The sequence below is a fragment of the Bacillus sp. MYb56 genome (assembly GCF_002976445.1).
Taxonomy (GTDB): Bacteria; Bacillota; Bacilli; order Bacillales; family Bacillaceae_G; genus Bacillus_A; species Bacillus_A mycoides.
The window spans coordinates 63,881-78,407 of sequence record NZ_PCOH01000002.1; the positions used below are offsets into that span (position 1 = coordinate 63,881).

The 14,527-nt window shown below is 33.5% G+C and carries 20 protein-coding genes and 1 pseudogene; 3 read left to right on the plus strand and 18 right to left on the minus strand.

All coding sequences use genetic code 11. From position 1 onward, the window contains the following. Positions 1 to 49 precede the first annotated feature (49 nt). The 5 genes from CQ058_RS02700 to kynU all read right to left on the minus strand — a co-directional run bounded on the left by CQ058_RS02700 (position 50) and on the right by kynU (position 4,540). Positions 50 to 685, minus strand: coding sequence for a Pr6Pr family membrane protein (locus tag CQ058_RS02700; RefSeq protein WP_002189813.1), 636 nt, complete (start codon positions 683 to 685; stop codon positions 50 to 52). Between the two features lie 20 nt (positions 686 to 705). Beyond that, on the minus strand, positions 706 to 1,623 hold the full coding sequence (locus tag CQ058_RS02705; RefSeq protein ID WP_105589444.1) for a serine hydrolase domain-containing protein: 918 nt from the start codon (positions 1,621 to 1,623) through the stop codon (positions 706 to 708). Between the two features lie 125 nt (positions 1,624 to 1,748). Next, the gene (kynA, locus tag CQ058_RS02710) at positions 1,749 to 2,588 is read right to left on the minus strand and encodes a tryptophan 2,3-dioxygenase (protein WP_002127699.1); all 840 of its coding nucleotides are present in this window, start codon (positions 2,586 to 2,588) and stop codon (positions 1,749 to 1,751) included. 33 nt (positions 2,589 to 2,621) lie between these two features. After that, positions 2,622 to 3,251, minus strand: coding sequence for an arylformamidase (gene kynB, locus CQ058_RS02715; protein WP_002032714.1), 630 nt, complete (start codon positions 3,249 to 3,251; stop codon positions 2,622 to 2,624). 2 nt (positions 3,252 to 3,253) lie between these two features. Continuing rightward, on the minus strand, positions 3,254 to 4,540 hold the full coding sequence (kynU, locus tag CQ058_RS02720) for a kynureninase (RefSeq protein WP_002032712.1): 1,287 nt from the start codon (positions 4,538 to 4,540) through the stop codon (positions 3,254 to 3,256). A 159-nt stretch (positions 4,541 to 4,699) separates the two neighbouring features. On the opposite strand from kynU, the gene CQ058_RS02725 reads away from it, so the two are divergent. Continuing rightward, a complete protein-coding gene (locus tag CQ058_RS02725; protein WP_002136674.1) occupies positions 4,700 to 5,311 on the plus strand; it encodes a TetR/AcrR family transcriptional regulator in 612 nt (203 codons plus the stop codon). Positions 5,312 to 5,358: 47 nt separating this feature from the next. On the opposite strand, the gene CQ058_RS02730 is transcribed toward CQ058_RS02725, so the two are convergent. The 7 genes and pseudogenes from CQ058_RS02730 to CQ058_RS02755 form a co-directional block, all read right to left on the minus strand. Next, positions 5,359 to 5,598 (minus strand): DUF3953 domain-containing protein, encoded by a 240-nt coding sequence (locus CQ058_RS02730; RefSeq protein ID WP_002085155.1) that lies wholly within the window; start codon positions 5,596 to 5,598, stop codon positions 5,359 to 5,361. 22 nt (positions 5,599 to 5,620) lie between these two features. Next, complete coding sequence (locus CQ058_RS02735) at positions 5,621 to 5,866, minus strand: DUF3977 family protein (protein ID WP_000873838.1); 246 nt, start codon at positions 5,864 to 5,866, stop codon at positions 5,621 to 5,623. A gap of 115 nt (positions 5,867 to 5,981) precedes the next feature. Beyond that, positions 5,982 to 6,169, minus strand: a pseudogene (locus CQ058_RS02740) (helix-turn-helix domain-containing protein); the annotation flags it as partial. 201 nt (positions 6,170 to 6,370) lie between these two features. Further along, positions 6,371 to 6,544, minus strand: a complete 174-nt coding sequence (locus CQ058_RS31675) for a hypothetical protein (protein ID WP_002032706.1) — start codon at positions 6,542 to 6,544, stop codon at positions 6,371 to 6,373. A 16-nt stretch (positions 6,545 to 6,560) separates the two neighbouring features. Then, complete coding sequence (locus tag CQ058_RS02745; RefSeq protein ID WP_002189815.1) at positions 6,561 to 6,899, minus strand: NIPSNAP family protein; 339 nt, start codon at positions 6,897 to 6,899, stop codon at positions 6,561 to 6,563. Beyond that, a complete protein-coding gene (locus CQ058_RS02750; RefSeq protein WP_002032702.1) occupies positions 6,872 to 7,468 on the minus strand; it encodes a GNAT family N-acetyltransferase in 597 nt (198 codons plus the stop codon). Before CQ058_RS02750 ends, CQ058_RS02745 begins: the two co-directional genes overlap by 28 nt. A gap of 12 nt (positions 7,469 to 7,480) precedes the next feature. Then, on the minus strand, positions 7,481 to 8,251 hold the full coding sequence (locus CQ058_RS02755) for a DeoR/GlpR family DNA-binding transcription regulator (protein WP_002032700.1): 771 nt from the start codon (positions 8,249 to 8,251) through the stop codon (positions 7,481 to 7,483). A 251-nt stretch (positions 8,252 to 8,502) separates the two neighbouring features. Between CQ058_RS02755 and CQ058_RS02765 the strand changes: the two genes are divergently transcribed. After that, a complete protein-coding gene (locus tag CQ058_RS02765; RefSeq protein ID WP_002032698.1) occupies positions 8,503 to 8,994 on the plus strand; it encodes a hypothetical protein in 492 nt (163 codons plus the stop codon). Positions 8,995 to 9,053: 59 nt separating this feature from the next. On the opposite strand, the gene CQ058_RS02770 is transcribed toward CQ058_RS02765, so the two are convergent. From CQ058_RS02770 to CQ058_RS02785, 4 genes are all read right to left on the minus strand, one after another. Further along, the gene (locus tag CQ058_RS02770; RefSeq protein WP_002189817.1) at positions 9,054 to 9,656 is read right to left on the minus strand and encodes a class I SAM-dependent methyltransferase; all 603 of its coding nucleotides are present in this window, start codon (positions 9,654 to 9,656) and stop codon (positions 9,054 to 9,056) included. 26 nt (positions 9,657 to 9,682) lie between these two features. Further along, positions 9,683 to 10,588 (minus strand): NAD(P)/FAD-dependent oxidoreductase, encoded by a 906-nt coding sequence (locus tag CQ058_RS02775; RefSeq protein ID WP_002192858.1) that lies wholly within the window; start codon positions 10,586 to 10,588, stop codon positions 9,683 to 9,685. A gap of 87 nt (positions 10,589 to 10,675) precedes the next feature. Beyond that, positions 10,676 to 11,077 carry an Rrf2 family transcriptional regulator gene (locus CQ058_RS02780; protein ID WP_002032693.1) on the minus strand — a complete coding sequence of 134 codons (402 nt, stop codon included), beginning with the start codon at positions 11,075 to 11,077 and terminating at the stop codon, positions 10,676 to 10,678. A gap of 86 nt (positions 11,078 to 11,163) precedes the next feature. After that, entirely contained in the window at positions 11,164 to 11,775 is a 612-nt protein-coding gene (locus CQ058_RS02785; protein WP_002189820.1) for a DUF4085 family protein, read from the minus strand. Positions 11,776 to 11,995: 220 nt separating this feature from the next. Here CQ058_RS02785 and CQ058_RS02790 point away from each other — a divergent pair, with 220 nt between their 5' ends. Next, complete coding sequence (locus CQ058_RS02790) at positions 11,996 to 12,589, plus strand: hypothetical protein (RefSeq protein WP_000914462.1); 594 nt, start codon at positions 11,996 to 11,998, stop codon at positions 12,587 to 12,589. A gap of 197 nt (positions 12,590 to 12,786) precedes the next feature. Here CQ058_RS02790 and CQ058_RS02795 read toward each other — a convergent pair whose 3' ends face one another. Then, complete coding sequence (locus CQ058_RS02795; RefSeq protein ID WP_002189822.1) at positions 12,787 to 13,266, minus strand: DinB family protein; 480 nt, start codon at positions 13,264 to 13,266, stop codon at positions 12,787 to 12,789. Between the two features lie 41 nt (positions 13,267 to 13,307). Further along, the gene (locus CQ058_RS02800) at positions 13,308 to 14,504 is read right to left on the minus strand and encodes an MFS transporter (RefSeq protein ID WP_002189823.1); all 1,197 of its coding nucleotides are present in this window, start codon (positions 14,502 to 14,504) and stop codon (positions 13,308 to 13,310) included. Positions 14,505 to 14,527: the final 23 nt, after the last annotated feature.

Genomic DNA, 14,527 nt, shown 5'->3' on the forward strand with positions numbered 1-14,527 from the left:
AAACCTCCGTCTTTACATACAGACAGAGGTTTCTTTATGTACTTCTTCCTTAATAAGGAGGATTATTTTTTATATGCAAAGATCGATTACCTAACATTTTTACTAATCCGCAAATAGCTCCAATAACAACAGATATCCCTATACTATATAAAAATACTCTCCCATATCCACCTATTCTCGGATCTAAAAACGGATATGGGTACCAATTCACGAATGGCCCGCGTATTAAGCTATAGACAACATATAAAAGCGGGAAAACAAGCCAACTCGCAGCCTGTTTCCATGTAATGGTCTTCGTAGGTGGATTTATAACCCAATCTAAAATCATCGCTAATGGCATGATGTAATGAAGTACAGTATTTACCCATGGTATCGCTGTTTGAAGTGACTCTTCTAATCCCCTTAATAACAAAAAATAAATAAGTCCTGTTGACAGTATGTATACTGTAGCTGCACCGCGAAGAACTCCAAATTGCTCGGAACGTCCAAATAGGGCTGTCCCAAAACTACTAAATAGTAGAATTACCGCAACTAAAAGATTACTTTCAATTGTGAAGAAACTAAAAAAGTTAACTGGATTGAACGGTTTCACTTGTGCCCTTGTAACAAATTGAGTAATAAGTGCACTAAACGCTAGAAGACTTAATAACAGTCTATAAATCGCTATCATTTTTGCACTTCTCATAAAACACCTCATTTCTCTACTTATTTATGATTGGAATTCTCTTTTATATGCTCTATAAATAACTTTAATGGTACGAGGCCACGTTTTGGCATGTGGCTACTAATTACAGCTACGAGCTCTAACTGCGGAATGATAATAATGTATTGCCCTCCGTATCCCATAGCAAAATACATACAATACGGTATGTGAAATCTTTCGTTATTTAATACCCACCAGTGATATCCATATGCTCCGACATGTTCATACGTTTCAAATAGAGCCTCACCTGATTCTTCTAACCATTTCGATGATACAATATCATTTCCCTTCCAATATCCATTGTTCAAACATACTTTTCCTAACTTTAATAAATCTATAGATTTCATTTTCATACCGAATCCGCCAACATATATACCTTGCGGGTCTTGTTGCCACTCATACTCCGTAATGTTTAACGGCTCAAATAAATACTTTTTCGCGAACTGCTCCGTCGACATTCCAGTTGCTTCTTGAATGATGTAACTAAGTAAATGAGAAGAACCTGAATTATAATTCATTTTCGTACCTATTTCTTCAATGAACGGCTTTTCTAAAATGTATTGCACCCAATTGTCTGATTCCACAAAATCATTCGGGAAAACAACCCCATTTCCGAACTCTTTCCAATTTTCTCCTGTTGTCATCGTTAATAAATGATACAGCGTTAATTCCCTCTTTTCCTCCAGCACATTGGGAATCCATGTTGTGATTGGTGTATGTATATTATTTATAAATCCTTTATCAATTGCGATACCAATTAATATAGATACGATACTTTTTGTAATCGAATTAATTTTAAATAAGTCATTTGCACAGTCTATCGTTTTATAGTACTCAGTCGTTAATTCCCCCTTTTGATAAACAAGAAATGTATTAACCTTTTTCTTTTCAAATTTATTTTGTAATTGCTCGAAATTCAAGAAATCTTCCTCCATCTAAATGGTTATGTAATATTTGTTATTCATTTCGTTCTCTCTATTAAATCATATTTGTTATTAAAACAAAAAATAAACTTGCCAGCATTTAATAGCTGACAAGTTTATTTTTATAATTTCGTTCGAACGTTCCAAAGCTCTGGGAAGAAGCATTGATCAAGCACTCGCTTTAAATAAGATACGCCAGAAGAGCCACCTGTTCCCATTTTATGACCAATAATTCGTTCTACCGTTTTCATATGACGGAAACGCCATTGTTGTAGCCAGTCTTCAATATCGATTAATTTCTCTGCAAGCTGATATAAATCCCAATATTTCTGCACGTCCGCATATACTTCTATCCAAGCCGCTTCTACAGTTGCATCCTCTTCGTAAGGCTGCGTAATATCACGATTTAACACATCTTTATGAATTGGGAATCCTTCTTTAACAAGCGCTTGTATCGCCACATCATACAAACTTGGTGTATGAAGTGCTTTATGAAGACGAGCATGTAATTCTGGGTCCTTTTCATAAATCTTTAATGCATGTGGTGTTTTATAACCAAGTGCATATTCAATCATTCGATATTGATACGATTGAAAACCTGAAGCCTGACCAAGTGAATCACGAAACTCAATATATTCTGATGGTGTTAATGTCGCAAGAATATCCCAAGATTGAATAATTTGCGACTGAATTTTTGATACACGTGCTAACATTTTAAAAGCTGGTGGTAATTTATCTTGTTTAATAGATTCAATTGCAGCATTCAATTCATGTAAAATTAGTTTCATCCAAAGCTCACTCGCTTGGTGGATAACGATAAATAACATTTCATCATGATGATCTGATAATCTTTGTTGACTAGATAATAAGCTATCTAGCTGTAAATACTCTCCGTACGTCATATTCTCCTTAAAATCCGTATGAATCCCTTTTTCCATAATTACCTTTTCATTTTCTTTCATATTAGCCAAACGCCCCTTTGTGTTCATTTCTACTTATATTGGTCTAATAACAGCTCGAACTGGACTCCCATCCGCATCTGTTAATGCAAGTGGTAATGCAATAAGTTCGTAATCGCCGTCTACTACGTGATCGAGTACGACATTTTCTAAAATGTGAATTCCATGTTTAAATAATTGATGATGTGCTGCTAGTTCTTTATCATCTAAAGGATCAACAGATGGTACGTCCACTCCGATTAAACGAATTCCCTTTTCAGAAAGAAAGGCTGCAATATCTGCGCGTAAATGCGGGATTACATCTGGGAATTCATTTGCTTTACCATGTGAAGATGTACGTAATAACAATCGTTCTACACCTTCTAAATGAAAGTTTTCTAATTCCTTTTTCCCGATGCTTTCAAGATTAGAAACGTCAATGATCCGTGCTGGACCAACATAAACTTGAATATCTAAATCCAACACCTTCTTACCGTCATTATCAAAATGAAAAGGTGCATCAATATGAGTACCTGTATGGATACTCATCGTTAACTTTCCGACATTTACTGAGCCACTGTCTTCTTTTGACCATGAAACTTCATACGAGAACGGTGTATCCCCTGGCCATGTCGCGATATCATTATTTAGCGGTTGTGAAATATCAATCCACTGCGATGTTTTCATGCTTACGCCACAACCTCTCGCTTATTTTCAAAGTTTTTATATTCTTCATTTTTCATAATGTTCTTTAAGATTTGTACAGAATTCCATACTTCCTCATACGTATTGTATAAAGCAACAGGCGCAAGTCTAACTCCATTTGGAGCTCTAAAGTCTGGAATAACCCCATTTGCTTTTAACGCTTTACATATACGTGCCGCCTCGGCATGTTCTAAATAAATATGCCCGCCTCGTTTTTCATCCTCTAATGGATTTCCAATTGTAAATTCAAAGCCTTTTAATTCATGTTCAATTAAATCAAGCATATATCTCGTAATATGTAATGATTTTTCACGTAACTTTTCAATACCAGCTTCTTTAAAAATTTCAAGAGAACCGATTAATGGTGCAGTACTTAATACGTGAGGTGTCCCTATTTGATAAGCTCCAGCATGGTCAGCCGCAGTTAATGAATGCTCCATATCAAATTGCTTATCTTTTCTAGAACTAAACCAACCAGATAATCCTGGGAGTCTATTAAAGTGTTTATTATTTACATAAAGGCCTGCAACACCACCAGGACCTGCATTTAAATATTTATAATTACACCATACAGCGAAATCTACATCCCACTCTTTAAAATGATGCGGAATGGAGCCGATTGAATGACATAAATCAAAACCGATATGAATACCACGTTTATGAGCTTCAGCTGTTAATCGCTTCATATCAAGAATTTGTCCACTCCTATATAGTACAGAAGGCAATAATATTAAAGCGATATCATCGGTCATCGCATGAATAATATCATCTTCAGAAAGTGTTCTTCCATCTCGGCTTTTCACTCGTACTAAATGTTCATCTGGATCTAAGCCTTTTAAACGAATTTGACTCTGAAGTGCATAAATATCTGACGGAAAAGTTAATTCATCCGCAAGAATTTTTGTTCGTATTCCTTTTGGCTCATAAAACGTCGCAATAACTTGATGTATATTCGCAGTCGTGGAACCGGTTACAATCGTTTCTTCCGGTAAAGATCCAATAAGAGGTGCTGTCAATTCACCCAATTTCTCCGAAAGGAAAAACCATGGATGCTCACCTTCAGTCCATCCATCAATCCCAAACTCTTTCCATGAATCTAGCAAGGTAAGTAACGATTTCTCTGCTCTTTTTGAAAGCAACCCTAAAGAGTTACCATCTAAATATATTGTTCCTTCTTTTTTATAAAATTCAGATTGAAAATCTTTCAGTTCATCATGTTTATCACATTCAAGCGCATACTCATAAGTTGGTTGAAATGGTTCTTTATACATGGTGTCACCTTCTTTTAATTTTCTTTTTATTCTAACTAATTGAAATATATCACTTAAATTGATATAACGTCAATGATATTATGTCAGTTGACTTTATATACAAACTTCTTTTACAATACAATTATATTTTCAGATATTTCAGTATAAAGAGGTGATTCCTTGAAAAATTCTACTCTTTCAACAAGAAAACACCGCTCCTTAGAAACAAAAAAGAAACTATTACATTCCGGTTATACTATGTTTATAAAAAACGGATTTCAGAAAACTACAATCACGCAAATTATTAAACATGCAGAAACTGGTTATGGAACAGCATATGTATATTTTAAAAACAAAGATGCTCTCCTCGTCGTTTTGATGGAAGATGTTATGAATCGCTTTTATGATATTGCTGATCGCTCTTTTTCCCCTCAAACAAAGGCTGAAGCACGAGATATGATTCAGAATCAAGTACGCGCTTTTTTACAGTTAGCACAAGAAGAAAGAGCTATATTACAAGTTGTTGAAGAAGCAATAAGAACCTCAAAAGAAATACGTCAAAAATGGGATGAGATTCGCGAACGCTTTGTAACACGGATTATACAAGACATTACTCATTCCCAGGAAAATGAATTAGTACGAACTGAGTTAAATAAAGAGATTGTCGCATGCGGCTGGTTCTCTATGAATGAAACGTTTCTTTGGACAATCGTGCAAAATGATAAAGAACTAGAATTAGAAGAAATTGTACATACTTTAACGGTAATGTATACGACGGGGTTATATAAATAGCACATTATAACCTCAATAAACCGTTACTCAATATGCTTAGTAACGGTTTATTTAAAATATTTTATTAACGATACAATAATACAAAAAAGTGATGTAAGTAATAGCAAAAGCCCCATATTCTTATTCTCTTTTTCATCCTTCTTAACGTTTTGTATCCCCATACCGGCAAGCATAAAACCTAAAAGTAATTGTAAAATGAGCATACTTTGCTTCGAATCATCATTCCAACTGTAAATAGAATAGCCCATTATAATAAAAGCGAGTATGAATGTGATAATTCTAATCATAAAAACACCCCCCTGTGTGATTCTATTGTTTTAACCTACTCACCATTCCAACAATAAACTTATACTCAGCTCTACTTTTTCTTACTTTCTTAAAGCCCTCTTTCGTATCAAAAATAAAACACGTTTTCCGAAACCAAATCCGTACATATAAAGACTCAAAATAAATAGGTTTAATAATTCCTCGTTCCTCGAATTCAGTTCCATCTTTATTTTCGGTTTCCGTTCGAATGAACCACCTATTCCCGATTCCAATTTCAATATACTTCACATGCTACCCCCCTTCAGGAAATCTTCTTTCTAATTATTCTATTATTTCCCTGGCAAGCGCACATTCCGACAGAACGTGAGCCCATAAAGAAAAAGTAGATTACAAAAATCTACTTTTATAGCCTAAATTTTTGCATACGTTTATAAAACGTACTGCGTGGCACATCTAATAGTTTTGCAGCTAATGAAACATTTCCATTTTGTAACTCAATTTATTTTGATTTCCCATCATTGTCTGTAATAAAATGATATTTACGTTTCGCATATTTCCCGTCCATTTATATTTTGAAAATTGATTACAAATAACAACTTCTCCATCACTAGCAATTTCATCTAAAAAGCGGTGAATTAAATATAGTTTATTTTGATGTATTTGAATGCTAATTCACGTTTAATCGCATGGGCAATTGAAGTTACCCATGATGTGAAGACTCAATCGAACAGGAGAAATAGTGTTTTCAACATAATTAGAAAAAGATACGAGTATGTTAAAAATTCGAATATTTCAATGCGCTTCTTTATTCTTTTTTAGTAGCACTATATTTTGTATAATAGATCCAAAGAAAATACATAACCAAAACCACTTTTGCGGATTGTTATTTATAAAGAAAATTATCATCGCTATTGCGAATAAAATAGTGGATGCTAGACTAATATATAATTTCGTTTTAATCTCCATTAGGCTTCACTCCCTATCATTTTACAGTACATAGTAACTCTTCATTTTTCATCTCTATTATGTACTCTCGTAAAACATATTCTTTCCCGCCATGCTTTTCATACCAATCATGTATTCTTCTAACATGCATCTTATCACTTCTAACTTTAGTTTCAATTTCTTCATAATCTTCATAACTATCATATTCCCATATTGCAAATACATCAGTCGTACCATCATTATTATCTTTCATCCAGCGTCCTATTAAACGCGAACCATGTTTTAATTGATTAGGTAAATTAGTATCATTGAAATGATCATTAAATATTTTTATGAATTCATTTTTTACTACATAGTACTTCCTTCTGTAAAACATACTTCTTCACCTCTTTTATGAAAAGTACTATTCACCCTACCCATTACAAACGTATTGTAATACTTACCGTCCGACAGCCTCTTATCATTTTTCAGAATGCCTTCTACTTCGAAGCCTAATCTTTTATAAAGCTGAATTGCTTTTGCATTTGTTTCTAACACTTGTAACGCTATCTTTTTCACTTCATTTGCATCAGCCCAATTAATAGATTGTTGTAATAGGCTCTTACCCATTCTATATCCCCAAAACTCTTTTAAAATACAAATGCCAAACTCTACTTTATGAGACAATCTCTTTAAGTCCGATCCTTCACATCTCGAAAATCCAACGATACGGTTATGAACTTCCACAACTAAAAAGAGATTTCTCGTTTTTTCACTATCCATTTTTATTATTTCCTGGAAACCTTTCGTATCTATAAATCCCTCACCTTCTTCTCTATCCATATTTTCAGTTTCTCCATCGATTTGTACTCTTATTTTCGATAGCTGCTCTGCATCTGTCTCAGCTGCAGAACGAACTGTATAAGTTAATCCATTTATATGAAACTCTTGTCCTTTTATAATCATTTCAAACTCCTTTTAAATGCAGTCTATTGGCGCTATTACAATTTGTTTACCTTGTTTCTCAAATTCTTGAATAGTTTCTTTACTAGCCTCTTCATCTGTTATTATAAGGTCAATTTCTTTAAGTGACTCTCCTTTTATAAAGCAGTCTATTCCGAGTTTATTATGAGGAGCTAAACAAATATTTCTTCGAGCGATTTTGCTTACTGTTTTTCCAAAATGAGCAACTTCCGGTGTTGCAGTACTTATACCATGTAATGAAACTCCACCACCTGTAGAAAAATAAAGATCAATAGTAAAACTATTAATCAATTCAGAGGCAAGTGTATCAGTAATATTTCCTGAAGGTTTTACCTTACCACCAATTAAATACACTTCTATGTTCTTATATTCTCGTAACGAACTAGCTATCTCTATAGAATTCGTAATAACTGTGAATGATGTTTCGGGTAAAAATTTTAACATGGCACAATGAATTGAAGCCCCACCAATAAAAACGGAATCTCCTTCTTGTATATAAGATGCAGCAACTTTAGCGATTGCGTCCTCATATATAGAGCCATTACTATAACGTTTAGATGGCTCTACGGCTAAGTTCCTCACTCTTGCAAGTTCAATTGCACCTCCGTGCGTTCTTTTTAATAACCCCTCTTTCTCCATAATAGATAGATCTCTCCTTATAGAATCAATAGACATATCAAATATTTTAGCAAGATCCTTTGCGACTACTCTTCCATCTTTCTTAAGCAATTCTAAAATGTTCTCTCGACGCTCTTCAGTAAACATGTTATCACCACCATTATTGAAGATTCTGAAATTTAAACTTCATGTTAATTATATGCACGTTTCTTCCGTTTTACAATATTTTCAATTCTTATTTCCCCAGCTTTATGCGGGTTCTTTCTCTCTTTCTATTTCATTAATTTTAATACCAAATACATGCATATTTGCATATTCCACAAAAAAACTTCCATTTATTTTCCTGCTGATGTAAAATTATTCCTATGTTTCACTTTTCAATACAGAAAGGAATTACTATGAAATCTTTAATTAAGGTAACTTGTACAGCATTAATATTTACAGGAATCATGGCAGGATGTAATAGCAGTGCTACACCAAAACAAGAAAAGAGCGCTCTCGAAAAGAATGCAATGCATTATGGGGAAATATTTAAAAACGGATACTATAGAGCAACAGTTGAAAATGCAAAATTTGAAAAAATAGACAAAGAGTGGCGTCTTACAGCTCGTGTTACAATTAATAATGCTCGTGCTGACGGACAAACAATAGATCTTACAGAAATAAAATATTTCATAAAAGATGAAAAAACTGGTGAAAAATATGAAGGTGAATTTATACAAAATGAGAATGCTGAAAAGGTTCCATCTGATTTCTCTTTAACTACTGACATTGTATTTAATATGAAAAATTCACCAAAAGATTTAAATAATATGTATTTGTACATAGATAGTAAAGTTGCTCCATTAATAAATACATATTGGAAGCTTGATAATCTAGTATCTAAATAAAAAGACCAGTCTTAAATGACTGGTCTTTTTACATTCAAGTATTCAACTTCCAATAACATTTATATTGATTTTCTAATAACAACTTGAATAACATGAGCTAAGCCAGTATGTCCTTTCCCTTCAATTCGCTCTTGTTCTCCATTAAAGAAATGAATAACCTCATGCCCTTCACACCAAGTAAGAATATCAATTGGATCATACAGCATATCAATATCTTTTGGCCCACCAGTACCATAATTTAATTGTTTTTTCGAATAAACTTCAAACATTATTAATCCACCAGGCCTAATCGTATAAATCATTTTATTCAATACCATTTTTTGATTGTCAGCATGAAAATGTCCAAATACCATAATTGCCGCATCGAATTCATTATCTGGTAAACTATCAGTTAATAAATCTACCTTTTTTGTATGCACGTTTACGTCATACTTCTCGGCTAACTTTTTTGTTTTTTCTAATCCACTCTCAGAGTAGTCAATAGCAGTCACTTCGAGGCCTTTTCTTGCTAGAAAAACAGCATTTCTACCTTCTCCCTCTGCGAAAGCTATTACTTTATTATAATTTGCCAAACGAAATGCTTGTTCTTGAATAAACGTATTAGGTTCTTGCCCATAATAATATTCATCCGATTTAAATTGATCATCCCACATGTTATTCATCTTCTTCTCCTCCTTCTAAATGCTAGTTAGAACCGCTCATCTGTAATATCACTATTAATAGCAATCGCCGCTTTATTTCCCTGTGATGCAGCAATAATTAATGACGATGGCCCTTGAGTCGTTGTTTCTCCTGCTACGTAAATATTTTTTTCTGAAGTACGACCAAAATCATCTATTACAAAAGTTTCATTACTTTGCAGTTCACAACCAAGTTGTTCTAAAAATTGATTTGGCCTAAAAAAAGTAGGTACTATAAATCCACTGGCTCTTTCAATGTGCAAACCTGAATGAAACTCTACTCGCTTTAAATAACCCTCTTCACCTTGTAGTGAACGAATAGGCTCTGTAATAACTCTTATATTTTTATTACACAGTTCATCCATGAAAGGCTTACTTAACTCATTACCATTTGTTGCGATTACTAAATCCGTAGACCAGTTATAAACTAATTTTGTCATATGCAACGTATAATCTTCGTTTTCAGAAATAATAATAAGAGGTTGGTCTTTTAATTCCCATCCATCACAATACGGACAACTAAATAAACTTTTTCCATAGAATTCCCGTACTTCAGGAATGGATGGAAATTCTTCCTGTATACCCGTTGCTAATAAAACTCTTTCCGCCAAATATTTTGTATGATCCGATGTCACAATTTCAAATAAACCAGTGGATTGCTTCGTTATCGTTAAAACTGTTTTTTCATAATAATGAATCGATGAATACTTCTTCAAATCATTTAATCCTAATTCCTTAAACTCTTCTGGTTTAATCCCGTCACGTGTAATAAATCCGTGAGACTTTTGCGTTACACGATTCCTATTCGTTTTATTATCAAATAACGCTATTTGTTTACGAGCTCTCCCTAAAACTAAACTTGCATTAAGCCCTGCTGGACCAGCACCTATAACAGCACAATCAATAAATTTCATAAATAAAAACCCTCCAATAATTAACATTTATATTAAAGGTATTAAAGAGCTCTATTATCTTTAATATCTTTAAAAAATAAAAGCAGATCAAAAATCCACCGTTATTTTCTTCGTAAGATCTGCTATTTTTTGATTTCTTAGCTCTTCTTCCATTTTCCCCTCTGCTTCAAGCATTACTTCATTTATTACACATCCAGGTTCATGATGCAAACAACATTCAAATAATGATGTTTTCCCTTCAATAGCATGTATAATATCTAAAAAAGAGATATCTTCCCAATTACTGCTAAGTGAATAACCACCTTTAGGTCCTGAGGATGAATGAATCATGCCTTCCTTAGTCAACTTTGTTAATATTTTTGACAAGTACGTAGGTGAAACTTTTTGCATTTCTGCTAATTGATGAACACTAACGAGTTTATTTGGTGTAGCCTTTGCAAGAAAAAGCATTGTATGAAGAGCATAATTTGTAGCTTTAGAATATTTCATATTGTAGACTCCTATTGTAGACTTCGTGTATCTACAATAACTTTATTTTTTTATCGTGTCAAACATTTGTGATGCACCATACAGGGTTATCCCTTTTCGATTTGTACATCCTCTGCACAAATTATCACCTCTTTAAATGGACAATCAAATAAAACACCCAATTCAAAACCATCTTCAGTAAGCTCTATTTCATGATAAAGCCACCAAGCACCTTCAAAATTCTCCGGCATAGAACATTTCGTCACACCTGTAAAAGTTACTTGAAGTTTATCGAAATCACTAAAAGTACCACTACAATCCAAAAATATAGTTAGTGTATCTTTTGATGTTCTCTCTGCTGAGAGAACATCACTATCATGTAGAGAGAACTCATGAAGTTGAATGACATTTGACGGAAGATTTTTCTTAATAAAATTAAAGTGTTCTATATAGGATTGATCTAAATGAGTTATTCTTTTCTCGTAATCCTCGTTCCACTCCAGCAAAAATTTCTTTAATTTATCGAGCGGACATTCTGAATTAATTGTGTTGTTATGAATATACGGATGCAGTGACTCAGGAAGAAACTTTAATAATTCTTCTTTCAAACTTTGTTTATACTCTTTCTCCATCTCTTCCCATTCTTCTATCGACTCTATGAATTTTACAAATCCTGAAATTTGCATTTCTTTATACCAATCTTTTGTGAAATATTTCAAAGACATCTCTCCTAAAATATATTTATATCCCAAAAAAGTAATTAATCTATTTATTATATCATTCTAATAACTGTTTTTTCTAAAAAGAAAATGTAAAACTGTTAATATTCTGTTTATTATTTCTAAAACTTCAGAATATTTACAAAATTATAAAACTAGATTACATTTTACTTGTACAAGATTTTCCTGTACAAAAATCTAAACAAAAAGGGATGGTTATATGTTGAAGAAATTAGTAGCAGGGACATTAGTAGCAGGTTTTGCATTAACTGGAGGATTAGGAGTAGTAAGTGCTGCAGAAAAAGATAATACAATTAAATCATTTGATTATTTAAAAGTTGATGAAAAGAATGTTAATTCATTCACAAAATTAAGCGATCAATCAAAAAAAGACATCCAAATTACTATGGTACTACCTAAGCAAAATGAAAATGGAGATTGGTTAGCTTATGGTTTTACTAGCAGAGAAACATTGAATGCTTTTATTGAAAAGGATAAAAAGGCACTTAAAAATCAAATTAACCCTTTAGGTAGTGGTGCTGGTAGTACCGATTTTTATGAGCATCAAAATAAAGGTGGACAGTATATTTATTGGAGCAGTGGCTTTAAAAACCTACCTTCTAGCTGGAACGACAGAATTTCTTCTGTAAGTACAGCTTCACCTTCTGCAAGTTATTCAACAACGCTATGGGAACATTCTTCAACTCAAGGATATGGAAAAGGTGTCTCCTTTAGACACTCTGATTGGTATGGTCAAACTGCTAATTTAGCTGCGGATTGGAACGATATTACTTCAGCAATTGAAATCAAATAGCAACAGGGCATTTTAATTGAATAGGTGGAACTACATTTTTATATAGTTTCACACATATTACTACTTAAATATTATTAAATAGTAGAAAGACCAGTCATTTTAGACTGGTCTTTCTACCTTCAAGCATGCACAGCATGTCCTACCGCCTGCAATAATGCTTCATAATTTGCTTCAAATAAAATTAGAGAATTATTATCTTATTCATCATCAAAACTCTTCTGTAATTTCCGAATGTAAATAATTTGACCAATGTGATACGCGTTATGAGTCGTTACATTAGCTAATACTTCCCACCACTTCGCAGATACAGGAAATCCAATTACATCACTTTCAACCTTGTCTTCATTTATGAGACTTTGCCATTGTAACAGTTTCTCTAATAGTTTTTCTCTTAACTCTTCAAATGTTTGATTATCTGAAAGCATAAAACTTTTGTTATTATCACCAATAGCGGGCACAGCATTAACATTTGATTCTTTGTACCTAGTTTGCCACGTCGTATTCCAATACAGTAAATGTTGTACAATTTCAGCTATACTATTACACTCTTCATTCGGTTTCCAGAAAGCTTCTCTCTCAGATAAATCCTTAACTGCATCTGAAAATGGAATATACCAACTGGGATCATTCGCATTTGCTAATAACTGATCTGCTAATACGTCTTTAACATGGAACACTTTGCTTCCCCCCATTAAAAAGATTCATTTCAAGACAATACTCACTTCTCTATATACGCTGAGTTTGCCAGATCCCCTCTTTTTAGCCTTAATCCCAAACATATGCACATAAAGAAACCAAAAGCACCTAATCCATAAGCTGTTGTATATCCACTTTCCCCGATAATCCATCCTGCAAGTCCTGGTCCAATCATTTGACCAACTGCATAGAAAACGGATATAAAACTAATTGCCATTGAGACATATTTCGGAGATACTTGCTTTGAAGCAGCAACTTGAATTAATAAAAGGATACCTCCGAGGCTGGAACCCCAAATAATTGCCGACATGATAAAGCCAATTGTATGTCCAAATATAATTGGAATCATATCACCTATTACAGCTAATAAAAGTGCAATACATAACGTCTTCTTTATACCAACCCGATCCGAAATCAATCCCCAGACAGGAGCTCCTACGATTGAAAACATTCCTGCAATCGCATAAACTGTTCCCGAAATTGATGCCGAAATACCATTATTAATCATAAAACTAGTTTGATATAAATTTGGAATTAAATAAACAACGCCCACAATAAAATACATCCATGCAATGATGTATAGCTCTTTCGTTTTCCATAAAAACGACTTATTATTCCTTTCCCCCTCATCTTCAGTAACTTCTGGATTTTTCAAAACAATTGAGGCAACGAATACAACAATACATGTAATAACTCCAAACAAAAGCCATGAACCACGCCAACTATACTCTGGAAATGCACGTACTATATAAGGAACAATTATTCCACTAAATAGCATGCCTATGCCAGCACCGCTTAATAATAGCCCCATTGCAGTTCCTCTTTTTTCTGGAAACCATCCTACTGTTATTGACATGAGTGGTGTATATACAAGGGCACTACCAGCTCCAGCACATAACATACAAATAGAGGCTATCCAAAATGAGGAGACAAATGCTAATCCTATTAAACTTATAATGACGAGCCAACTCCCTATTAATAAAACTGATTTTGCTCCAAAACGGATAGTAAGTATTCCAGATGTTCCGACTGTTAATAAATACCCTAAAAAGAGTATGGTTCCTAACATACCTGCTTGAGCTGTAGATAAATGGAGTCCTTCTTGCATAAACGGCAATATAATTCCATATGCCATACGTGCAAAACCCGTCGTTGTTATAATAAGAAACATTCCTGTTAATACAAATATCCAAAAATGACTTTCATTCCGTTCTTTCATTTAAATTCCTCCATAAAAAGTTA

Excerpts from the sequence above, each read along its gene's own strand:
- CQ058_RS02700 (WP_002189813.1), bottom strand. The coding sequence starts at position 685 with ATGAGAAGTGCAAAAATGATAGCGATTTATAGACTGTTATTAAGTCTT.
- kynA (WP_002127699.1), bottom strand. The coding sequence starts at position 2,588 with ATGAAAGAAAATGAAAAGGTAATTATGGAAAAAGGGATTCATACGGAT.
- kynB (WP_002032714.1), bottom strand. The coding sequence starts at position 3,251 with ATGAAAACATCGCAGTGGATTGATATTTCACAACCGCTAAATAATGAT.
- kynU (WP_002032712.1), bottom strand. The coding sequence starts at position 4,540 with ATGTATAAAGAACCATTTCAACCAACTTATGAGTATGCGCTTGAATGT.
- CQ058_RS02730 (WP_002085155.1), bottom strand. The coding sequence starts at position 5,598 with ATGATTAGAATTATCACATTCATACTCGCTTTTATTATAATGGGCTAT.
- CQ058_RS31675 (WP_002032706.1), bottom strand. The coding sequence starts at position 6,544 with ATGGAGATTAAAACGAAATTATATATTAGTCTAGCATCCACTATTTTA.
- CQ058_RS02745 (WP_002189815.1), bottom strand. The coding sequence starts at position 6,899 with ATGTTTTACAGAAGGAAGTACTATGTAGTAAAAAATGAATTCATAAAA.
- CQ058_RS02750 (WP_002032702.1), bottom strand. The coding sequence starts at position 7,468 with ATGATTATAAAAGGACAAGAGTTTCATATAAATGGATTAACTTATACA.
- CQ058_RS02755 (WP_002032700.1), bottom strand. The coding sequence starts at position 8,251 with ATGTTTACTGAAGAGCGTCGAGAGAACATTTTAGAATTGCTTAAGAAA.
- CQ058_RS02765 (WP_002032698.1), top strand. The coding sequence starts at position 8,503 with ATGAAATCTTTAATTAAGGTAACTTGTACAGCATTAATATTTACAGGA.
- CQ058_RS02770 (WP_002189817.1), bottom strand. The coding sequence starts at position 9,656 with ATGAATAACATGTGGGATGATCAATTTAAATCGGATGAATATTATTAT.
- CQ058_RS02775 (WP_002192858.1), bottom strand. The coding sequence starts at position 10,588 with ATGAAATTTATTGATTGTGCTGTTATAGGTGCTGGTCCAGCAGGGCTT.
- CQ058_RS02780 (WP_002032693.1), bottom strand. The coding sequence starts at position 11,077 with ATGAAATATTCTAAAGCTACAAATTATGCTCTTCATACAATGCTTTTT.
- CQ058_RS02790 (WP_000914462.1), top strand. The coding sequence starts at position 11,996 with ATGTTGAAGAAATTAGTAGCAGGGACATTAGTAGCAGGTTTTGCATTA.
- CQ058_RS02800 (WP_002189823.1), bottom strand. The coding sequence starts at position 14,504 with ATGAAAGAACGGAATGAAAGTCATTTTTGGATATTTGTATTAACAGGA.